At 74.0% G+C, this 20,442-nt stretch carries 18 protein-coding genes; 10 read left to right on the top strand and 8 right to left on the bottom strand.

Features of this window, described 5'->3' with window-relative positions:
• Positions 1-12: 12 nt before the first annotated feature.
• A complete protein-coding gene (locus RQM47_RS14195; RefSeq protein WP_311665239.1) occupies positions 13-516 on the bottom strand; it encodes a GNAT family N-acetyltransferase in 504 nt (167 codons plus the stop codon).
• Between the two features lie 121 nt (positions 517-637).
• On the opposite strand from RQM47_RS14195, the gene nth reads away from it, so the two are divergent.
• Positions 638-1,411 (top strand): hypothetical protein, encoded by a 774-nt coding sequence (gene nth / locus RQM47_RS14190; RefSeq protein ID WP_311665237.1) that lies wholly within the window; start codon positions 638-640, stop codon positions 1,409-1,411.
• A gap of 48 nt (positions 1,412-1,459) precedes the next feature.
• Here the strand turns inward: nth and RQM47_RS14185 are convergent, their stop codons facing one another.
• From RQM47_RS14185 to RQM47_RS14175, 3 genes are all read right to left on the bottom strand, one after another.
• A complete protein-coding gene (locus RQM47_RS14185) occupies positions 1,460-2,356 on the bottom strand; it encodes a BadF/BadG/BcrA/BcrD ATPase family protein (RefSeq protein ID WP_311665235.1) in 897 nt (298 codons plus the stop codon).
• A 13-nt stretch (positions 2,357-2,369) separates the two neighbouring features.
• Entirely contained in the window at positions 2,370-4,529 is a 2,160-nt protein-coding gene (locus tag RQM47_RS14180; protein WP_314009356.1) for a penicillin acylase family protein, read from the bottom strand.
• A 305-nt stretch (positions 4,530-4,834) separates the two neighbouring features.
• On the bottom strand, positions 4,835-6,496 hold the full coding sequence (locus RQM47_RS14175) for a helix-hairpin-helix domain-containing protein (protein ID WP_314009355.1): 1,662 nt from the start codon (positions 6,494-6,496) through the stop codon (positions 4,835-4,837).
• A gap of 324 nt (positions 6,497-6,820) precedes the next feature.
• Between RQM47_RS14175 and RQM47_RS14170 the strand changes: the two genes are divergently transcribed.
• The 8 genes from RQM47_RS14170 (at position 6,821) to RQM47_RS14135 (ending at position 13,755) form a co-directional block, all read left to right on the top strand.
• Positions 6,821-8,524, top strand: a complete 1,704-nt coding sequence (locus RQM47_RS14170) for a S41 family peptidase (protein WP_311665229.1) — start codon at positions 6,821-6,823, stop codon at positions 8,522-8,524.
• Positions 8,525-8,846: 322 nt separating this feature from the next.
• Positions 8,847-9,602, top strand: coding sequence for a MotA/TolQ/ExbB proton channel family protein (locus tag RQM47_RS14165; RefSeq protein ID WP_311665227.1), 756 nt, complete (start codon positions 8,847-8,849; stop codon positions 9,600-9,602).
• 69 nt (positions 9,603-9,671) lie between these two features.
• Positions 9,672-9,941, top strand: a complete 270-nt coding sequence (locus RQM47_RS14160) for a hypothetical protein (RefSeq protein WP_314009354.1) — start codon at positions 9,672-9,674, stop codon at positions 9,939-9,941.
• Positions 9,942-9,971: 30 nt separating this feature from the next.
• Positions 9,972-10,544, top strand: coding sequence for a biopolymer transporter ExbD (locus tag RQM47_RS14155; protein ID WP_311665223.1), 573 nt, complete (start codon positions 9,972-9,974; stop codon positions 10,542-10,544).
• A gap of 48 nt (positions 10,545-10,592) precedes the next feature.
• Positions 10,593-11,045, top strand: coding sequence for a biopolymer transporter ExbD (locus RQM47_RS14150; protein ID WP_311665220.1), 453 nt, complete (start codon positions 10,593-10,595; stop codon positions 11,043-11,045).
• Positions 11,046-11,305: 260 nt separating this feature from the next.
• Entirely contained in the window at positions 11,306-12,322 is a 1,017-nt protein-coding gene (locus RQM47_RS14145; protein ID WP_314009353.1) for an isocitrate/isopropylmalate dehydrogenase family protein, read from the top strand.
• Between the two features lie 61 nt (positions 12,323-12,383).
• A complete protein-coding gene (locus tag RQM47_RS14140; RefSeq protein WP_311665217.1) occupies positions 12,384-12,800 on the top strand; it encodes a DUF4293 family protein in 417 nt (138 codons plus the stop codon).
• Position 12,801: 1 nt separating this feature from the next.
• The gene (locus tag RQM47_RS14135) at positions 12,802-13,755 is read left to right on the top strand and encodes a DMT family transporter (protein WP_314009352.1); all 954 of its coding nucleotides are present in this window, start codon (positions 12,802-12,804) and stop codon (positions 13,753-13,755) included.
• Between the two features lie 31 nt (positions 13,756-13,786).
• Here RQM47_RS14135 and RQM47_RS14130 read toward each other — a convergent pair whose 3' ends face one another.
• The 4 genes from RQM47_RS14130 to RQM47_RS14115 all read right to left on the bottom strand — a co-directional run bounded on the left by RQM47_RS14130 (position 13,787) and on the right by RQM47_RS14115 (position 19,205).
• Positions 13,787-14,824, bottom strand: a complete 1,038-nt coding sequence (locus tag RQM47_RS14130; RefSeq protein ID WP_314009351.1) for a glycosyltransferase family 2 protein — start codon at positions 14,822-14,824, stop codon at positions 13,787-13,789.
• A 273-nt stretch (positions 14,825-15,097) separates the two neighbouring features.
• Complete coding sequence (locus RQM47_RS14125) at positions 15,098-16,282, bottom strand: GNAT family N-acetyltransferase (protein ID WP_314009350.1); 1,185 nt, start codon at positions 16,280-16,282, stop codon at positions 15,098-15,100.
• Positions 16,283-16,380: 98 nt separating this feature from the next.
• Positions 16,381-17,697 carry an aminotransferase class I/II-fold pyridoxal phosphate-dependent enzyme gene (locus RQM47_RS14120; protein ID WP_311665209.1) on the bottom strand — a complete coding sequence of 439 codons (1,317 nt, stop codon included), beginning with the start codon at positions 17,695-17,697 and terminating at the stop codon, positions 16,381-16,383.
• 221 nt (positions 17,698-17,918) lie between these two features.
• Entirely contained in the window at positions 17,919-19,205 is a 1,287-nt protein-coding gene (locus tag RQM47_RS14115) for a glycosyltransferase family protein (RefSeq protein WP_314009349.1), read from the bottom strand.
• On the opposite strand from RQM47_RS14115, the gene RQM47_RS14110 reads away from it, so the two are divergent.
• Positions 19,186-20,298, top strand: a complete 1,113-nt coding sequence (locus RQM47_RS14110; RefSeq protein ID WP_311665207.1) for an alkene reductase — start codon at positions 19,186-19,188, stop codon at positions 20,296-20,298. The genes RQM47_RS14115 and RQM47_RS14110 overlap by 20 nt on opposite strands.
• Positions 20,299-20,442: the final 144 nt, after the last annotated feature.

Here is a 20,442-nt window from a genome sequence, read left to right as displayed (position 1 = left end):
GAACCCTGAACCCTACCCGCTCACCCCGCCCCACATCACGTAGTGCGGGCCGATGCCCGGGATGTCGAACTCCGGCCCGACGGCGCGCATCCCCAGCCGCTCATAGAACGGGACGGCGCCGAGGCGCGCGTTGCACCACAGGAACCGGCCGTCCCCGTTGCGGACGGCGGCGAAGCACTCTTGGAGAACGGCGCGGCCGAGGCCGGATCCGCGCGCGGCGTCGGAGGTCGCCATGCCGCGGAGGCGCCATGCCGCACCGGGCGCGTAGGCGGCCGGTGGAATCTCGCCGCGGTGCGCGTCCGGCGGAGCCTCGGCGTAGATCGTCCCCACCCCGCCCACAGCCTCGCCGTCGTACGCGGCCACGTGGACCGTGCCCGGGTCGTCGTCCTCGGGGTAGGTGGCGAGGCGGTCGGTCCACGTCGGGCGGAGGATTGCCGTGCGCAGCGGGCGGACGACGGCGGCCGGCACGCGGCGGACGGTCGGGGAGGACTCCGAGGGGGCGGGGCGGTCGGGCATGGCGCGGAGAGTGGATCTAGCAGGGCCGGCCTCGCGGGGCGGGGCGGAGTCGGGGGCTTCCCCAAAAGCTACCCGCCCCGCCCGCCGCGCGAACCTCGGCGGCCGGGCGGGGTGGCACGGCATGGACCTGTTCTCCGACGACGCGCCCGCCCCGCCCGATCCGGCGGCGGCCGCCCCGCCCGACCCGGCGGCGGTCGCCCTGCACGAGAAGGCGCTCGTCGTGCACGACCGGCTGTGTGAGGCGTACGGGTGCCCCATCGACTTTTTCTCGACCAAGGACCCGCTCTCCGAGCTCGTGTCCGCGCTCCTCTCGCACCGGACGAAGAACGCCGACAGCGGGCGGGCCTACACGCAGCTCCGCGAGCGCTTCCCGACGTGGGAGGCCGTCCGCGACGCGCCGACGGACGAGGTCAAGGAGGCGCTCGCGCCGTGCACGTGGCCCGAGCAGAAGGCGCCCCGCGTGCAGGCCGTGCTCCGCGCCATCACCGACGCCCCTGAGACCGACGGCCTCTCGCTCGACGTGCTCGCCGACTGGCCGGTCGACCGGGCGCGGCGGTGGCTCCAGGCGTTTAAGGGCGTCGGCCCCAAGACGAGCGCGGCCGTCCTCCTGTTCAGCACGCTCCGCCGCCCCGCCCTGCCGGTCGACAGCCACCACCACCGGGTTGCCCAGCGGCTCGGGCTCATCCCGCCGACGATGGCCGTCGGCCCGTCGCACGACGCGCTCGCCGCGCTGCTCCCGCTCGACTGGGACGCGCAGACGGTCTACGACGACCACGAGGCGCTCATGCTCCACGGCCAGAAGTGCTGCTTCTGGCGGAACCCGGCCTGCGGGCGGTGCCCGGTCTACGACCTGTGCGTGTGGCCGGAGAAGAAGGGGCGGGGCGGGGCGGCGTAGGGGCCGGCGGCCTCCGCTCTTGTCCGTCTTGCGCCCACGAGCGACGTCCTACGGCGCCAGCGTGCGCGCGAGCTGGAGTGCGCCCTCGGCGGGCGCCACGTCGGCGTGCGAGACGGTCCACCCGGGGAGGTGCCGTCCGAGGGCGCTTTCGAGCGAGGCGCGGTAGACGGCCTCGCGCGCCAGCCCGCCCGACATCGCCACGCGCTGCGCGACCGAGTCGCCGGCGCGCGTGGCGAGCCACCCCGCCTGCTGCGCGAGCGCGTTCGTCTCGCGCGCGAGGAGCGCCTCGGCCGTCCAGTCGCCGCCCTCGGCGGCGGCCAGCAGGAGGCCGGCGAACGAGGCCAGCGGCCGCTTGTCGACGTAGATCGCCCCGACCACGTCGTCGAGCGTGCCCAGTCCGTCGGCCGCCGCGCGGTCGACGAGCGCCGTCGGCGGTCCGCCGTCGAGGGCCGCCAGGACGGCCCGGAGCGCGGCCCGGCCGAGCGCCGCCCCGCCCCCGTCGTCGCCCAGCAGGGCGCCCCAGCCCCCGGCGCGGAGGGTCTCGCCGGCCTCGGTCCGCGCGGCCAGAAACGAGCCCGTGCCCACGAGCGCGAGCAGGCCGCTCTCGTCGCCCCAGGCAGCCCGGTAGGCCACGTCGCCGTCGTGCGTCACCGCGACGGCGGCGCCGTCGAGTCGGGGGCGGAGCGCGGCCGCGACCGCCTCCTGCGCCCCGATCCGCCCCGCCCCGGCCAGCCCGACGGCGACGCCTCCGAGCGGCGCTCCGCGGAAGGCCCGCCGCGCCTCCTCGACGAGCGCCACGAGCGTCGACGCCGTCGCCTCGACGCCGTCGCGGAGGAGCTGCGCGCCGGGGCCGTCGAACCGCTGGGGCTCGCCGCCCGCGGCGGCGAGCGCAGCCGTTTTCGTGCCGCCGGCGTCGAGGCCGATGTAGAGCGGGGCGGGGGGCATGGGCGGGGCGGGGCTAGCGGGGCGGCGAGAGCACGAGGCGCCGCGCGGGCATCGCAGCTCGGGGGTCGAGGGCGACGACGAACCCGCCCGCGTCGGCTCCCACGTCGAGGACGCCGGAGGCCGCCGGCCGCCCCGCCGGCGTGCGGACGAACGTCCGGCCGTCGTCCAGCCGCGACCACACGGTCCACACGGCCAGCGGCGGGTGGGCGCGCTCGAACACCAGGCTCGGGCCGGGGACGAGCGCCGTCGGGTGGCCGCCGGGGAACGGCAGCGGCTCGGCGTAGGACCGCGCCGCGACGCCGCCCCGCCCGCCGAGGACCGGGAACCGGGGGCCGTCGCCCAGGAGGTGCCCCCAGCGCCACTCGGTCGGGAGCGTCCCGTAGCGGTCGCGGAGCTCGGCGCGGGCGATCCGCAGCGTGTAGGGGAGGAGCGCGGCGTCGAGCGAGTCGGCCGGGTCGGGAAGGTGCCCCGTGTAGTCGCGGTGGGCCACGAGCCACCACTCGAAGACCGACGGGCCGATGGCGTCGGCGCGGTACCCGCCGTCCCAGCTCCGCAGGTACGAGTAGGGGACCTGGAGGGCGAGCCCCAGCGAGTCGCGGTCGCCCAGCGCGGCGAGGAGGCGGGCGTTGAGGCGGGCGGCCCACGGGCTCACGGCGTCCTCGGCGAGGTCTTCGGGCGTGAGCCGCTGCGCCGCGGGCGCTCCGCCCGGTGGCGCCTCCGCGTCGGGGCGGGGGGGGGCGGGGCGGCCGACCAGGCGGGCGAGGCGGTCGGCCGCGTAGCGTGCGAGCGAATCGCGGGCGACGAGCGCGTAGCCCAACCCGGACGCGGCGACCACCGGCCGCCCGAGCACGCGCGTCTCGGCCCGCGTCGCCACGAGCCCCTCGCGCGCGAACAGCGCGAACGCGTCCGGCACGCGCCCCGCCCGGAGCGCCGCGAACGCGCCCAGGTCCGTGCCCGGCCGGAACCCCCGCCACCGGACGCGCCAGCCGCTCGGGGCCGTCGAGTCCGCCGCCGCCGAGTCGGCCGCCGCCCCGTCCGGGGACGCCAGCGGACTCGCCGTGGGCGGGGTGGTCAGGCCGGGCGTCTCTCCGCCCCGCCCGGCGGCGCCGGATGCCGCCGTGTCCTGCGTTGCCGGCCGCCGCGGGGCCGCGCTCCGCCCCGCCCGGAGCACGAGCCCGCTCGTGTCGCGGGCCACCTCCAGGAGCGTCTCGTTCCCAGCGCGGTCGACGACCCGGCTAAAGACGGGGGCGGGGGCGGGGCCGCCGTACGGTTCGAGGCGGAGGTCGCTCCCCAGGAGGAGCCCCCAGCCGAGCCCGCCGGACCACCCCGCCGGCGAGACGAGCGTGCCCGGGATCGTGGCCGCGACCGCCACGCGCGACCCGACGCGGAGCACGGCCGGCGCGAGAAGCGGGAGCGCCGAGGAGCCCGCCGAAACCTGGCTCGCCAGCGTCGCCGCCCCGCCCGACGTCGCGGCGTAGACGCGGCCGCCGGCCTGGGACGGGGCGCCGAGGAAGGTCCGGAACGCCGAGTCGGCGGCGGCAAAGCGGACGACGGCGGAGTCGGACGCGGCGGCCGCCCAGCGCGCGGCGTCGGCCGAGTCGGCGCGGGCGGAGTCGAGCCGGAGCGGGGAGGAGGCGAGGTAGGCATGGAGGCGCTCGACGGCCAGGGCGTCCCACGGGCGCCACGGCTCGGGCACGACGCCGCCCGCGAGGAACGCGTCGGACTGGGCCACGCCGGGGTCGGCCAGCCCCCGCGAGGCGCCCCGCGCGTAGGCGTCGAGGACCGCCTGCTGCTCGGGCGGCAGGGCCGCGTAGGTCTGCTGCGCGAGGTCGGCAAAGCCCAGCGCGCGGGCGTGGAGGTCGAGCGCACGGTTGGAGCCGCCGAACCACTCGGCCAGTCCGCCCCGCGCCGCCTGCCGCCACAGGGTCATCGCCCACGCGTGGTCGACGGCGTGGGCGTAACCCAGGCCCGCCGCGAGGTCGGCCTCGGTCTGGGCCTCGACGAACACGCCCCCGCTGTCGCTCCAGGCGACCGTCACCGGCCCGCTCAGGCCGTCGAGGCGGAGCGTCCCCTCGCGCGCGGGCTCGGTCCCGTAGGCGAGCGCGACCGTCGCCGCGACGAGTCCTGCGAGGAGCGCGAGCGCGAGGCCCAGAAAAACGAAGACGCGGGTCACGAGGGGGTGGTGGGGAGCAGGAAGCTACGCGGGCGGGGTGGGGGAGCGGCGGGTCAGCAGGGCGGGGCGGTCGAGGATGTCGCCAAGGACCGCGGGAGGCGGCGGCAGTCCCCCTCCTAGCCACCGCGCAGCGTCGGCGTAGCCAAGAGGGGCCAGGGGTGGTTGTCGGGAGGGCGGGGCGGTCTGAACAGGCACCGCCCCGCCCGCTGCCGCCCCGCCCACGGGCGACCGCCGGTCGCCCCTACGGCCCACCCCGCCCGCGGTGAGAGCGGGGCGGCCGCATCTTCTGCACGCTGCACGCTGCACTACCGCCCCGCCCCGCCCAGCCACGCCGCCAACTCGCTAGAGGTCTTCGACGTCAGCGAGCCCTCGGCCGTCAGGCCGCCCTTCTGGGCCGACGCGACGCCCCAGCGCGTGTCGTCGAGCCCGTCCGTCGAGTGGGCGTCGGGGTTGACCGAGACGAGCACGCCGCGCTCGCGGGCCGCCCGCACCCACGTCCAGTCGACGTCGAGGCGCCACGGGTTCGCGTTCAGCTCGACGGCCACGCCGTGCTCGGCGCACGCGTCGAGGACCGCCTCGTGGTCGAGCGGGTACCCCTCGCGGCGGAGCAGGAGCCGCCCCGTCGGGTGCCCCAGCACGTCGACGTGCGGGTTCGACACGGCCCGGACCACGCGCGCGGTCGCCTCGGCCTCGGTCATGTTGAACCCCTGGTGCACGCTCGCGACGACGACGTCGAGTTGGGCGAGCACGCTGTCGGGAAAGTCCATCGAGCCGTCGGCCAGGATGTCCACCTCGGACCCCGAGAACACGCGGAAGCCGACGCCCTCGGCCGCGTAGTCGTCGTTGAGACGGGCGACCTCCTCGACCTGCCCGAGCACGGCGTCGACGCTCAGCCCGTGGGCGATCTGGAGGCTCCGGCTGTGGTCGCACACGCCGAAGTAGCCCAGCCCGCGCTCGCGCGCCGCGTCGCACATCTCGCGGAGCGTGGCGCTCCCGTCCGACGCCGTCGTGTGGTTGTGGACCGTCCCCCTCAAGTCGGCCGACGTCAGGAGGGCGGGGCGGTCGCCGCTGTCGAGCCAGTGCGGGTCGTCGCGGAGCGGGGCGGGAATGGGCTCGACGCCGGCCGCGCGGTACACGTCGTCCTCGTCGGCGTGGTCGCCCGCCCCGCCCCGCTCGCGGACGGCGGCGACGTGGGCGTCGGGGCCGGTGTGCTCGAAGAGCGCGCTCCCGTACGCCGCGGGCGGGGCGGACCAGACGGCGAGCGGCAGCCCGAGCGGGAGCCGGCCCTCGACCCGGCCGTCCTCCGCCCCGCCCGGGCGCGCCGCGCCCCAGTCGGCGAGCGCCGCGGCGGCGGCCTCGGGCGGGGCGGTCGTGACGAGGGCGGCGCCCTCGACCACGTTGCACTGGCGGCGGACGGCGCCGGCGAGGTCGGCGGCGTGGCCCGCCTGGCGGAGCGCGTCGCGCGCGGCGACGGCCTCGGCCCACGCGTCGCGGAGGTGGGCCTTGCCGCGGTACGCCTTGAGCTGCTCGACGGCGCCCAGGATGTTCTGGACCGTCTTGGCGCCGAACCCGTCGAGCGCCTCCAGCCGGCCCGAGACGGCCGCCGCCTCCAGGTCCTCGATCGACGTGACGCCGGCCTCGGTCCACAGCGCCCGCACCTTCTTGACGCCGAGCCCCTTCACGCGGAGCACCTCGGGGATCCCGGGCGGGAGCGACTGGAGCAGCGTCTCGGTCACGCCCATCGTCCCCGTCTGGAGCAGCTCGCCGATCTCGGCGGCCAGCCCCTTCCCGATCCCCTTGACCCCGACCAGCTCGCCGGCCGCCAGCAGCTCGGCGACGGGCTCCTCCAGCCGCTCGACGGTCCGCGCGCCCGACGCGAAGGCCCGCGCGCGGAACGGGTTGCCGCCGGTCAGTTCGACGAGGTCGGCGGTGAGCTTGAGGTGGCGGGCGACGGCTTTGTTGGTCACGGGCGGTCCCTGGGGCGGGGTGGGGGAGACGGGGCGGGTAGGGCGCGGGGCGGGAAACGTTCCACCGGACGCCGCCCCGCCCGGTGTCGCCGCCGCCTCGCGCCTGCGGGCGGGGCGGTTGCCTTGTGCCCGCCGCTCGCCTTGCCCGACGGGCGACCGCCGGTCGCCCCTGCGGCGGCCGCCCCGCCCTCGCACGGGCGGGGTGGCGTCCCTCTCGTGCCGGTTCCCCTTCCCCTCCCGCAACCCCGCCCCGCCCCGCGCGTCCGACTCACACCAACGCTGCTCCGCCTCCGTTCGAGCGGTCCTCCTTTGCCCGCCCCCCGCATGCCCCGCATCCGCATCCGCCCCCTTTTTGCCGCCGGGCTGCTCGCCGTCGGGCTCGTCGTCGGCGCCCAGGTCCAGGACGCCGTCTCCGGCTCCGACGACGTCGAGCAGCTGAGGAAGATCGAGGAGGCGTACGAGTACATCAGCCGCGCCTACGTCGAGGAGGTCGACTCGGCGCAGCTCGCCGAGGACGCCATCGACGGCATGCTCGCCGGGCTCGACCCGCACTCGATCTACATCTCGGCCGAGGACATGCGCGCCGTCCGCGAAAGCTTCGACGCGAGCTTCGAGGGCATCGGGATCTACTACGAGTTCATCGAGGGCCGCGAGGGCGTCGACACGCTCGTGGTCCTCATGCCCATCGCGGGCGGGCCGTCCGACGAGGCCGGGCTCCAGCCGGGCGACCGGATCGTAGGCATCGACGGCGAGGGCGCCATCGGGATCGACCCCGACGAGGTCCCGCTGAAGCTGAAGGGGCCGCGCGGGACGTCCGTCGACCTCGAGGTCTCGCGGCCGGGCTACCGGCAGCCGCTGAGCTTCTCGATTGAGCGCGACAAGATCCCGCTCAACACCGTCATCGCCCACTACATGGTCGACGACGAGACCGGCCTCGTCCGCCTCCAGCGCTTTGCGCGGACCAGCCACGACGAGGTCCGCGACGCCATCCGCGATCTGAAGGCGCAGGGCATGGAGCGGCTCGTGCTCGACCTCCGCGGCAACGCCGGCGGCCTGCTCGACCAGGCCTACGCCATCGCCGACGAGTTCCTCCCGGCCGGCGACATGATCGTCTACACCGAGAGCCGGCACGCTGGCAACCGCCGCCAGTACCGGGCCAAGTCGGGCGGCGTCTTCGAGGACTCCCCGGTCATCGTGCTCGTCGACGAGAACTCGGCGAGCGCCTCGGAGATCGTCGCGGGCGCGCTCCAGGACCACGACCGCGCGCTCCTCGTCGGGCGGCGGACGTTCGGGAAGGGGCTCGTCCAGCAGCAGTTCCCCATGACCGACGGGAGCGTGCTCCAGATGACCGTCAGCCGCTACTACACGCCGGCCGGCCGCCTCATCCAGACCCCGTACACGCTCGGCGAGAGCGACGAGGACTACGGGGCCGACAAGCTGGCCATCCGCGAGGCCATCGAGGACCGGCTGGCCCCAGACGGCGGCCTGATCGACGCGAGCGCGTTCGCGTCCGAGGTCCCCGACTCGCTCGTCTTCCAGACCGACGGCGGCCGGACGGTCTACGGCGGCGGCGGCATCCTCCCCGACTACATCGTCACGCGCGACTCGATCGGGGCCGCCCTCCGCACGGTCATCGGGCGGAACTTGGACAACGAGTTCGCCCGCGTCGAGATCGAGCGCCGCGGCGACCCGTTCCGGGAGCGGTGGGAGAACAGCGGCGAGGCCGCCTTCCGCACGGGCTTCGAGGTCGACGACGCGACGTACGACCGCTTCCTCGAGTTCGCCTCGGACCACGGCGTCCGGGTCGTGGCCGAGCGCCCGGACGGCGACGGCGGCGACGAGGCCGTCCTCGTCCGCCCCGAGGTCGACGCCGTCCGCGACGACGTCGAGACGCGGATCAAGGCGTTCATGGCCCGGCGCCTCTTCGGCGCTGACGCGTTCTACCCGGTCATCGGCGACCTCGACCCGACGCTCCAGGAGGCCACGGGGCTGTGGCGGGACGCGGCGACGCTGGCCGCCCGCCGCTAACCCACGCCTCGCGTGCCCTCGGCCGACCGCCCCGCTCCCGGCGCACGCCGCGGGCGGGGCGGTGTCGTGTCGGCGGGTCCCGCTGGGCGGGGTGGGGCGCGGGGTCTCGGGCGGGGCGGCAACCTCTGCGGCCGCGCCGGGTCCTAGGTCCGGGGCGCAACTCCTGTGCCGGCCCATCTTCGTGTCGCGTTGACATTCCCGGGGGCGGTGGGGATATTGGCCTCCTCCTCCGGCGCGACTGCGCCACCCCCGCCTTTGCGGGGCGCTGCCCTACCGGCCGCCCCGCTCGCCCTCCCCCAACCCGACTCGAGGTCCTGACCCCATGACGTTCTTCGCACTGCTCCAGGCCGCCGACGCCGGCTTCGCCAACGGGCTCGTCTACCGCTTCAACGAGGGCGGCAACTTTATGTGGCCCGTGCTGATCACGCTGATCATCGGGCTCGCCATCGCCTTCGAGCGCATCCTCTCGCTCAACCGGGCCGACATCAACGCCCAGAAGTTCCTGGGCCGCGTCAAGGAGGCGCTCGACAACGGCGGCGTCTCGGCCGCCGAGGACGTGTGCGCCAACACGCGCGGGCCGGTCGCCTCGGTCGTGCAGGCCGGGCTCACGCGCTACGACGAGGGCATGGACGCGGTCGAGAAGGCCGTCGTCTCCTACGGCTCGATCGAGATGAGCTTCCTCGAGCGCGGCCTCGTGTGGCTCTCGCTCTTTATCTCGCTGGCCCCGATGTTCGGGTTCCTCGGGACGGTCGTCGGGATGGTCGAGGCCTTCGACGCCATCGAGGCGGCCGGCGACATCTCGCCGTCGCTCGTCGCCGGCGGCATCAAGATCGCCCTCCTCACGACGGTCTTCGGGCTCATCGCAGCCATCATCCTGCAGGTGTTCTACAACTACTGCGTCTCCAAGATCGACCGGATCACGGCCGACATGGAGGAGGCCTCGGTCGAGCTCATCGACTCGCTCTCGATGATGTCGGTCGGCCGCCCCGCCCTCAGCGGCCGCACGCGGGCCACGCTCCCCGACCCGAAGCGCGAGCTCGGCACCGGCGACGACGTCACCAAGGTCGACCTCACCTAAGCCGGCCCTTCTGCACGGGGGCGGGGTGGGGGAGCAGCTCTCCCGCCCCGCCCCGCACTGACCCCCGCTATGGAAACCGCACTGATCTGGCTCTGCCTCATCCTCATCGGCCTCGGCCTGCTCATGATGGTCGGGTTCGGCCTCAAGAACGCCAGCCACCGCCTCGCCGGCGAGAGCAAGATGGGCCTGGCCGCCTTTGCCCTCCCCGTCCTCATCCTCATCGTCGCCTACTTCGCGTCGGGGGACTGGACGTCTGCCTTTGTGATGGCCGCCGTGTTCACGGCGCTCTCGGGGCTGCTCGCCCTCGTCATCGCGGGCGCGAAAAGCTTCTTCTCCTGAGTTAGAAGACCTGGAACCCTCCCGATCCCCATGCCGCTCCTGAAGCCCCGCAAAAAGCGCGACGCCGAGATCCCATCGTCCTCGATGGCCGACATCGCGTTCCTGCTCCTGATCTTCTTCCTCGTCACCACGACGATCGACGCGGACAAGGGGATCTACATGCAGCTCCCGCCGAAGCTGGATGAGTCGAACCCGCCGCCGGAGATCAACCAGCGGAACCTGCTCAACATCCTCGTCGCCGCCGACGGCCAGGTGCTCGTCGACAACGAGGTGACGGCGATCCCGCAGATCCGCAACATCGTCAAGCGCCACGTGCTCAACAACGGCCGCGAGCCCAGCCTCTCGGTGAGCCCGGACAAGGCCGTCGTGTCGTTCAAGACCAAGCGCGGGCTCTCGTACGAGAACTACATCGGCGTGCTCGACGAGATCAAGTCGGCGTACAACGAGCTCCGCGACGACGCCTCGCAGCAGCAGTTCGGCGTCGACTACGGGCAGTACAAGTCCCGGCTCGAGCAGGACCCGGTGACGGGCGAGACGGAGACCGACGTGATCTCCGAGCAGATCCCGGTCAAGATCTCGCTCGCCGAGCCCGACGACGACTAGGCCTGCCACCCCGCCCGCTCGGCTCTACGGCCACCTCTATACTCCGTTATGTCTGCACATTTTAAAAAGAAGAGCTCCAACACGAAGGAGGAGATCCCGACAGCCTCGCTGCCGGACATCATCTTCATGCTCCTCATCTTCTTCATGGTGACGACCGTGCTCCGCGAGACGGACCTGCTCGTCAACGTGTCGATCCCGCAGGCCGAGGCCGTGGAGAAGATTGACCAGAAGCGGCTGATCCAGTACGTCTACATCGGGCCGGAGCGGCGCGAGACGGGCGGGCTGGGCGAGCCGGCTGTCCAGGTCGACGACGCCATCGTCCGCGACCTCCCGGACATTCGGCAGGCCATGTTCCGCCGGCTCCGCGAGGAGCCCCGGACCATCATCTCGATGCGCGTCGACCGCGACATCGAGACCGGCCTGCTCTACGACGTCCAGCAGGAGCTCCGTGAGGCCGAGGCCCTCCGCGTCAACTACTCGACGAGCCGGGAGGCGGACTAGGCCGCCCCGCCCACTCGCACGCCTTTGCCGGGGCGCTCCGCCAGGGGCGCCCCGGCTTTTTCGTGGGGGCGGGGTGGGGCCAGCCGCCCCGCCCTGGCCGCCCGTTGAGCGGGGCGGCGGGCGATCCTGGAACGACCGCCCCGCCCGGCGGGAGCGGGGCAGGGCATCGCGCTGCGGGCGGGGCGGCCGCATTCGCGCGGGTTCCACGTCGGCTTCGGGCGCCGCCCGCCTAGCTTGCAACTCCCACCCCGCCCCTTTGCATGGCTTACGCAGCGACCCTCATCCCCGGCGACGGCATCGGACCCGAAGTCACGGCGGCCACCGTCAGCGTTCTGGAGGCGACCGGCGTCGCGTTCGACTGGGACGAGCAGCAGGCCGGCGTGGGCGCCTACGAGGCGACCGGCGACGCGCTCCCGGACGCGACCGTCGCGTCCATCGAGCGGACGCGGCTGGCGCTCAAGGGGCCGCTCACGACGCCCGTCGGGACCGGCTTCCGCAGCATCAACGTCCGCCTGCGGCAGCACTTCGACTGCTACGCCAACGTCCGCCCCTGCGAGACGCTGCCGAACACGCACGGGCCGTTCGAGGGCGTCGACCTCCTGCTCTACCGCGAGAACACCGAGGGGCTCTACGCCGGCATCGAGTACTTCGACGAGCGGAACCAGATCGCCGACTCGATCAACCGGATCACGCGCACGGGGTCGGAGCGGATCATCCGGTACGCGTTCGAAGACGCAAAGCGGCGGGGCCGCAAGCGGCTCACGCTCGTCCACAAAGCCAACATCCTGAAGGAGTCGAGCGGCATGTTCCTCCGGATCGGGCGCGAGATCGCGGCCGACTACCCCGACGTCGAGTTCGACGACCGGATCATCGACAACATGGCGATGCAGCTCGTGATCCGCCCCGATGAGTACGACGCGATCGTCACGACGAACATGTTCGGCGACATCCTCTCCGACCTCATGTCGGGCCTCGTCGGCGGGCTGGGCGTGACGGGCTCGGCCAACATCGGCGAGGACTGCGCGCTCTTCGAGGCCGTCCACGGCTCGGCGCCGGACATCGCCGGCCAGGGCATCGCCAACCCGACGGCGCTCGTCCGCTCGGGCGAGATGATGCTCCGCTACCTCGGTGAGGACGCCGCCGCCGAGGCCATCCGGCAGGCGCTCCACGACGTCTACTCCGACCCGTCGACGCTCACGAGCGACCTGGGCGGCGACGCGTCGACGTCCGCATTCGGCGACCGCGTGGCCGACCGCGTCCGCGCCGTCCTCGCCTAAGGGCGGGGCGGCCGCCCCGCCCGCGCTTTTCCACCCCGCTCCGGCAGTCTCCCCGACCGACGTGATCCAGCGCATTCAAACCCTCTATCTCGTCCTCGCCGCGCTCCTGCTCGCGCTCTTCGTCGGGCTCGCCAGCGGATGGGCTGAGGCCATCGCCCTGGACTCGGCGTGGCTCGGGTGGGTCGGCTACGGGCTCGCCGTGGTGACGGCGTTCGTGGCCCTCGCCGCCGTCGGGCTGTACAAGGACCGGCCGCTCCAGCGGCGCGTGATCTACGTGGCCCAGTGGCTCGACCTGGCCCTCGTGGTCGTCGTGCTGGTCGGGCTCTTCGTCGTGACCGATCCCGCGGCGACGACGGCGCCGGTCGGCCTGTACCTCGTGGCGCTCCAGCCGATCGTGGCCTACCTCTTCCTGCGCATGGCGCGGCAGCGCGTGACGGCCGACATCGAGGTCGTCAAGTCGATGGACCGGCTCCGCTAGCGTGGCCGCCCCGCCCTCCGAGCCAGTCGGCGTCGAATCCGCCGGGCGGGGTGGGGACGCCGTGCCGCCGGGCATCTGGGCGCTGCTCGCGCTCGCGCTGGTCGCCGTCGGCACGTCGCCGATCCTGGTCCGCCTGGCCGGCGACGTGCCGGCGCTCGCGCTCGCCGCGTGGCGGACCGTGTTCGTGTCGGTGCTGCTGGTGCCGGTCGCGGCCGTTCGCGTGCGGGGCGAGATCCGGGCGCTGCCGCGCCGGGACGTCGGGCTGATCGCCGTCGCCGGGGTGTTCCTCGGGCTCCACTTTATGGCGTGGATCACGTCGGTCCAGCTGACGAGCGTGGCCAGCGCGTCGGTCCTCGTCACGCTGTCGCCGGTCTTCATCGTCATCCTCGGCGCCGTGTTCCTCCACGAGCGGCCCGACCGGCGGACGGCCGTGGCGATCGCGGCGGCCGTCGCGGGCGCGGCCCTTATCGGCGCGACGGGGGGCGATGGAGGCATATACCCAGACCCGCTGCTCGGGAACGCGCTCGCGCTCCTGGCCGCCTTCCTCGTCGCCGTCTACCTCCTCATCAGCCGGTCGGTCCGCCAGCGCACGTCGTTCCTGGCGACGTTCGTCCCGCTCAACACGGCCGCCGCGCTCACGTGCCTCGCCGTGTGCGTCGCGCTCGGCGTGCCGCTCGGGCTGCCCCTCCCCGCCCTCGCGCTCGCGTTCGCGCTCGGGATCGGCCCGGGGTTGGTGGGCCACGGCTCGTTCAGCCTGGCCCTCCGCTACGTCACCGCCGCGCTCATCGGGCTGCTCACGCTGGCCGAGCCGGTGATCTCGACGGCCATCGCGTTCGCGTGGTTCGGCGAGCGCCCCGCCCCGCTCGCGTTCGTCGGCATGGCCGTCGTGCTCGCCGCGATCTCGGCCGTCGTGGTGGGGCGGGCGTCACCCGAGGAAAGGGGAAAGAGGAAATAGGAACGGGCAGAGGCAGGGGCCACCCCGCCCGCTATTCCTCTGCGTCCCTCCATCCCGCATCCCTCCATCCCTCCTCGGGCAAGTCGGAAAAGCGGCGGCGGCCGCGCAGGAAGTAGTCGACGACGACGGAGCGGCGGTAGGGGGGGAGCACGACGCGCTCGCCGGGGCGGGGCGGGGTGACGGCGTTGATGCGCTCGCGGGCGTCGCGCCACGCGCGGCGGATCGCGGCGGCCTCGTCGCGGCGGCCGGCGGCGAGTGCGCGCGCCGCGGCGGCGGCGTCGAAGGCGCGGCGCGCGGCGAGCACGCGGCGGAACGCTGGGGCGGGGAGGTTCTTGGCCAGCATCACGAGCCCGTTGCGCACGTTGAAGTACATCTTCCGCGGGCTGCCCTGGGGCAGCGACGCGCCGCCCAGGTGGTACGCCTCCGACGCCGGCTCGACGCGGACGCGCCACCCCGCCCGCTGGAGCCGCCAGCACAGGTCGATCTCCTCCATGTGCATCCCGAACGACTCGTCGAACCCGCCGGCCGCCTCGAACGCCGCGCGGCGGACGACGAGCGCGGCGCCGGTCGCCCAGAAAACGTCGCGGGCGTCGTCGTACTGGCCGCGGTCGGGTTCGAGCGTGTCGAACAGGCGCCCGCGCGTGAACGGGTAGCCGAACGCGTCGAGAAAGCCGCCCGACGCGCCGGCATACTCGAACTGCCCGCGGTCGCCGTGCTGGAGCAGCTTCGGCTGGACGGCGGCCACGCCGGGGTTGTCGAACGCGGCGACGAGTGGGCCGAGCCACCCCGCCGGCACCTCGACGTCGTTGTTCAGGAAGCACAGGAGGTCGCCCGTCGCGTGGGGCACGGCGAGGTTGTTGCCGCGCGCGAACAGCGCGTTCTCGGCGTGGCGCATGACGGTGACGTCCGGGTGCGCCTCGGCCAGCCACTCGGCCGTTCCGTCGGTCGAGGCGTTGTCGGCCACGACGATCTCCAGGTCTGGGTAGTCGCTGGCGAGGACGGACGGGAGGAACCGCTCAAGCAGGCCCCGCCCGTTCCAGGTAACGACGATGACGGAAACGCGAGGCACGGGAGAGGGGGGCGGGGCGGGCGCTGCGAAAAGTACCGGCCGCCCCGCTCGCGGGTCGTAGGGGCGACCAGCGGTCGACCGTGGGCGGGGCGGCACCTGAGCCGCCCGGCCCGGCGGCGGGCACCCTGGGGCGGGGCGGTCATGGCCGGCGCCACCCCGCCCGATGTCGCCCCGCCCGTGGGCGGCGGCCCGACGGCGTTGCACGCAACGCCGCTACAAGATGCCACCCCGCCCGATGCCGCCCCGCCCCGCATCTTCCCGACCCCCGAACCCCTACAGCTCCGCCTCGAACATCGCGTACTCCTTGTCGCGCGTGGCCCCCAGCTTTTCCAGCCCGTTGATCATCGGCTTGTTCGTGTCCAGCACCCAGCTCAGCTCGGCCGCCTGGTAGCCCACGCCGCGGCCGTTCACGATCGTGTGGTGGATGAGGAACGAGTCCAGGCCCGCGTTCCGGTACGCCGGGATCACGCCCATGAGCGCCATGCGGACCTCGTAGATCGACCCCGACTTGACCGCCGCGAACGCCCTGGCGATGCCCGCCGGGCGGAGCCGGCCGCGCGGGAGCTCCTTGAGCGCCCGGTTGTAGTTCGGGATCGACGTCGCGAACGCGATGGGCTCGCCGTCCAGTTCGGCGAACAGGAACAGGTCCTCCTCGATCACCGGCTTCAGCTCTTTCGCCAAGTGGATCGCCTCGCGGTCCGTGTACGGGACGTGGCCCCAGTTCGCGGCCCACGCCTCGTTGTAGATCCGCATGGCCGTCACCACGTCCTCCTCGAACCGCTCGGGGTCGAGCGGGCGGATGCGGATGCCCGGGTGCCGGCGCTCCACGATGGCCGCGCCACGCGCCATGCGCTCGGTGTCCATGTACGCCTCGTGGACGTAGAACGCCCACATCGTCATGGCCCGCCGGAAGCCCCACCGCTCCAGGAAGTCCTGGTAGTACGGGTAGTTGTACGGGAGGAGGATCGACGGCGGGCGGTCGAACCGGGCCACGAGGAGCCCGGCCACGTCGTTCATGGTCGGGTTGGCCGGGCCGCGCACGCCCGTCAGCCCGCGCGCGCGGAGCCAGCCGGCCGCGGCGTCGAGGAGCGCCTCGGCGACGGCGTAGTCCTCGACGGTGTCGAAAAAGCCGAAGAACCCGTTGCCATCGGCGTACTTCGCTAGGTGCTGCCCGTTCTCGATCGCCGCCACGCGCCCGACGACCGCCCCGCCCCGATCGGCCAGGAACAGCTCCATGGCGCCGTGCTCGAAGAACGGGTTCTTCTTCGGGTCCAGGATCTGCTTCTGGTCGAAGCGCAGCGGCGGGACGAAGTACGGGTCGCCGGCGTAGAGGTCGTACGGGACGTCCAGGAACGCCGCCCGGTCGGCCGGCGAGCGGACGGGCCGGACCGTGACCGGGAGCCCACGCCCGGGCGGGGTGGCGCCAGTCGGGGCGGGGCGTGCGGCGGTCTCGGGCATGGGCGGGGCGGTCTGGGAGCGGACAAGCTAGCGGCGCCGCCCCGCCCTCTGGCCGCCCCGCCCGTGGGGCGCAGGCTGAGCGAGAGGGCTCCCGGCCCCTACGCCCCGCTCGGCGTCATCGCAGGCCCCGGCTTCCCGCCCGGCGCGATGATCCCGTGCTGGAGCCCGACGGTCTCGAAGGCGCTGAGCACGCGGTCGAGCTCCTCGTCGGTGTGCGTGGCCATGTAGCTCGTCCGCATGAGCGACTGGCCCTGCGGGACGGCCGGGGGGACGACGGCGTTGGCGAACACGCCCGCCTCCAGGAGGTCCTTCCAGAACGCGAAGCAGCGGTACATCTCGCCGATCACGACCGGGATGATCGGCGTCTGCGAGGCCCACACGTCGAACCCAAGCGAGCGGAACCCGTCGCGCATGGTGTCCGAGATCTCGGCGAGCCGTTCGAGCCGCTCCGGCTCGGTCTCCAGGATGTCGAGGCACGCGAGGACCGTCGCGACGGCCGACGGCGGCATCGACGCCGAGAACATGTGGGTCGACGCCGTGTGGCGGACGTACTCGATCACGGTCTCGTCGCCGACGGCGAACCCGCCGAGCGACGAGAAGCTTTTCGAGAACGTCCCCGTCGTGAGCGCCACCTCGTCTTCGAGCCCGAACACGGACGCCGAGCCCCGGCCGCCGTCGCCGATCACGCCGACCGCGTGGGCGTCGTCCAGGAACAGGGCGGCCCCGAACTCCTGGGCGAGCCCGACGAGCTCGGGCACGCGGGCGATGGTCCCCGACATCGAGAACACGCCGTCCGTCGCGATCAGCTTGCCGGCGTCCGGGCGCTCGTTCGAGATCCGCTCGAGGAACGTCCGCAGGTGCTCCACGTCGTTGTGCCGGTAGCGGACGGTCTCGGCCGCCGACACCTGCTGCCCGGCCAGGATGCACGCGTGGTTGTCCTTGTCCGAGAAGATGACGTCGCCGCGCCCGGCGAGGGACTGGAGCAGGCCCTGGTTGGTCATGTACCCCGTCGAGAACAGGACGCACGCCTCCTTGCGCATAAACCGGGCGAGCCGCTCCTCAAGCTCCAGGTGAAGGTCGAGCGTTCCGTTGAGGAAGCGGCTCCCGGTGCACCCCGTCCCGTACTTGTCGACGGCCGCCTTGGCCGCCTCGCGCACGCGCGGGTCGTTCGTGAGCCCGAGGTAGTTGTTCGACCCGGCCATGATGACCTCCCGGCCGTTCATGACGGCCCGGCTCCCTTCGGACACCTCGATGGCCCGGAAGTACGGGTAGAGGTCGGCCTCGTTGACCTTCTGGTAATCCCCGCCCGGCTCGAAAAAGCGCTCGACCTTGTCGAAGATCGACGCGGCCGGTCGGTCGGTGGGGTCCGAAGGGGAGCCCGTCGGCTGCTGGCCGAGGAGGTCGGGAACGGTCATGGCACAGCCGGGGGGCGGAGAACCGCAGAAGATACCCGCCGCCCTGCCCGAGCAAGGGTACAGAACGGGTGAAGGGGCGTCCGTCCTACACGGCCAGACCTCCTCCGCCCCGCCCGCCCCGCGCGCGAGGCGCCGTCTGGTGCCGCCGCTGCGGCGCTCCCGCTACGGCCCCCGCCCGCCCACGCTGCCCACGCCAAGGGCGGGGCGGTCGCCCAGCGCTGCTAGGCCACTTCCGGCCGGACCGGCGCCCGCGTCGGGGCAGGGCGGCCCACCCCGCTCACCACGGCCTCGATGGCGTCGGCCGCCCGCTCCCGCCCCGCCCGGCCCTCGGCGGCGGTCTGGGCGGGGCGGCGGAGGCCGGCGGCGCGGTCGAGAAAGACGGCCACGTCCGACGGGCGCGGCGGGCGGCCCACGACGGCCCCGCCCCGCCCCGCGTCGCGGAGCGCGAGCGCGTTGACGACCTGCTCGAAAAAGCCCCGGTTGGGGAGCGCGAGGACGGGCACGCCGAGGTGGAGCGCCTCGCTGAGCAGCGTGAACCCGGCCGTCGCCACGACGGCGCGGGCGGCGCCCAGGTCGGCGAGGAAGCCGGCCCGCGACGGCGGCCGCAGGCGGACGTTGGGCGGGGCGGCCTGCCCTGGGTCCAGCCCGTACACGTCGAACGCGGCGTCGACGGCACCGAGCGTCCGCACGAGCGGCTCCAGCCCGGCCCCCTCGTTGACGTAGACGAGCACGCGGTCGCCGGGCTCGGGCCGGACCGCGAGCACGTCGTCGCGCAGGATGGGCGGCACGAACACGGCCCGCGAGCCCGCGCGGGGCGGGGGGAAAAAGAACGACGGCACGACCACGCCGTCGGGGCGGGGCGGGGCGAGCACGCCGATGCCCAGCCGCGTGCCGACGGCCGAGAGCGCGTGGCGGAGCGGGACGCGCGGCCGGGCCTCGGTCAGCACGAGCTGGTGGCTGAGCGCGACGACCGGGACGCCCAGGCGGCGCGCGGCGCGGGCTACGAACGGCTCGTGGTCCGACACGACGACGTCGGCCTCGACGGACGCCAGCCACGCCTCGGCCTCGGCGATGATCTCGGGGCTCCGCCACGTGAGGTCGAGGTTGGCGCGGGCCGTCGCGAGGTAGCGCACGCGGTTGCCGCGGAGCACCTGGCGGAGCGCAGGGACCCGGTGCACCGGCCCGCCGCCCTCTTGCGCGAGGCGGTCGGCGGCCGGGGCGTCGGCCGCGAACCGGACCCGGTGCCCACGCGCGCGGAGCGCCTCGGCGACGGCGGCGGCGCGCGACGAGTGGCCACGGCCGTGGCCGCAGAGGGCGTAGACGACGAGGGCCAGGGCGGGCGGGGCGGGTGACGCCTCGCCTACCGGGGCGCTCCCCCCGCGTTCCCCGCCTCGCCCCTGGGTGCTCGCCGGAGAGGGCTCATGGGCGGGGCGGCGGCGGAACAGGGACTCGGGCGAATGGTTGTGACGACAAACACCCACCCCGCCCATGCTGCTCTCGCCGTTCACGCTCGGCCCGCTCGAGCTCCCCAATCGGATCGTCTTCGCCCCGCTCACGCGCAGCCGCCACGGCCGCCAAGTCCCGACGGACCTCGCGCCGACGTACTACGCGCAGCGGGCCTCGGCCGGCCTCCTCATCGCCGAGGCCACACAGGTGACGCCGCGCGGCCAGGGCTACCCCGACACGCCCGGCATCTACACCGAGGAGCAAGCCGAGGCGTGGAGCGGCGTGACCGACCTCGTCCACGCCGTCGGCGGGCGGATCGTGCTCCAGCTGTGGCACGTCGGCCGCGTGTCGCACTCGGCGTACCACGACGGCGCGCTGCCTGTGGCGCCGTCGGCGATCCCCGCGAAGGGGAAGGCCATGACGCCGGACTTCCAGATGGTCCCGTTCGAGACGCCCCACGCGCTGACCGAGGACGAGATCGCTGATACGGTCGAGCAGTACCGGCACGGCGCCCGGCTCGCGCGCAGCGCCGGCTTCGACGGGGTCGAGATCCACGCGGCGAACGGCTACCTCATCGAGCAGTTTTTGGGCTCGGACTCGAACCACCGGACCGACGCCTACGGCGGCTCCGTCGAGAATCGGCTCCGGTTCCTCCGCGAGGTGACGGACGTCGTCCTCGCCGAGTGGCCCGCCGACCGCGTCGGCGCGCGGCTGTCGTTCGCGGCCGGCACGAACGGCGTGACCGACGCCGACCCCGAGGAGACGTTCGGGGCCGCGTCGGAGGCGCTCTCCGAGGCCGGCCTCGCCTACCTCCACGGCATCCGCCCGAACGCGGGCATGGGGTCCAAGGGCGGGCTGGGCGACCTCGATGCCATCGCCCTGATGCGCCAGCACTTTAGCGGCGCCGTCATCGCGAACGCCGACTACGACCGCGAGGAGGGTGAGGCGATCCTCCAGGCGGGCACCGCCGACCTCGTCGCCTACGGCCGCCCGTTCCTCGCCAACCCCGACCTCGCCATCCGGTACGCCGCGCAGGAGGCTGGGCTCGACGCGCCCCTCAACGAGCCCAACCCCAGCACGTTCTATGGCGGCGGCGCCGAAGGCTACACGGACTACCCGATCTGGGACGGCCAGCCGGCCGCCGTCGAGGCCTGACCGCCCCGCCCCGCCCGTCAGGGCGGGCGCACGCTAACGAGTCAGCGTCTCGGACGGGTCGGGGTACTCGGTACGGGGTACGCGCGCGTCGAGGTCGGATCGAACCGTACCTCGTACCCGGTACCCCGTACCAGCCCGAAGGGT

Origin of the sequence: Rubrivirga sp. S365 (assembly GCF_032248475.1) — a bacterium.
In the GTDB taxonomy this organism is placed as follows: domain Bacteria; phylum Bacteroidota; class Rhodothermia; order Rhodothermales; family Rubricoccaceae; genus Rubrivirga; species Rubrivirga litoralis.
This window is presented reverse-complemented; position numbering and strand designations above follow the sequence as displayed.

Excerpts from the sequence above, each read along its gene's own strand:
- RQM47_RS14170 (WP_311665229.1), top strand. The coding sequence starts at position 6,821 with ATGCCCCGCATCCGCATCCGCCCCCTTTTTGCCGCCGGGCTGCTCGCC.
- RQM47_RS14195 (WP_311665239.1), bottom strand. The coding sequence starts at position 516 with ATGCCCGACCGCCCCGCCCCCTCGGAGTCCTCCCCGACCGTCCGCCGC.
- RQM47_RS14120 (WP_311665209.1), bottom strand. The coding sequence starts at position 17,697 with ATGACCGTTCCCGACCTCCTCGGCCAGCAGCCGACGGGCTCCCCTTCG.
- RQM47_RS14110 (WP_311665207.1), top strand. The coding sequence starts at position 19,186 with ATGCTGCTCTCGCCGTTCACGCTCGGCCCGCTCGAGCTCCCCAATCGG.
- RQM47_RS14185 (WP_311665235.1), bottom strand. The coding sequence starts at position 2,356 with ATGCCCCCCGCCCCGCTCTACATCGGCCTCGACGCCGGCGGCACGAAA.
- RQM47_RS14160 (WP_314009354.1), top strand. The coding sequence starts at position 9,672 with ATGGAAACCGCACTGATCTGGCTCTGCCTCATCCTCATCGGCCTCGGC.
- RQM47_RS14125 (WP_314009350.1), bottom strand. The coding sequence starts at position 16,282 with ATGCCCGAGACCGCCGCACGCCCCGCCCCGACTGGCGCCACCCCGCCC.
- RQM47_RS14145 (WP_314009353.1), top strand. The coding sequence starts at position 11,306 with ATGGCTTACGCAGCGACCCTCATCCCCGGCGACGGCATCGGACCCGAA.
- RQM47_RS14155 (WP_311665223.1), top strand. The coding sequence starts at position 9,972 with ATGCCGCTCCTGAAGCCCCGCAAAAAGCGCGACGCCGAGATCCCATCG.
- RQM47_RS14165 (WP_311665227.1), top strand. The coding sequence starts at position 8,847 with ATGACGTTCTTCGCACTGCTCCAGGCCGCCGACGCCGGCTTCGCCAAC.
- nth (WP_311665237.1), top strand. The coding sequence starts at position 638 with ATGGACCTGTTCTCCGACGACGCGCCCGCCCCGCCCGATCCGGCGGCG.
- RQM47_RS14150 (WP_311665220.1), top strand. The coding sequence starts at position 10,593 with ATGTCTGCACATTTTAAAAAGAAGAGCTCCAACACGAAGGAGGAGATC.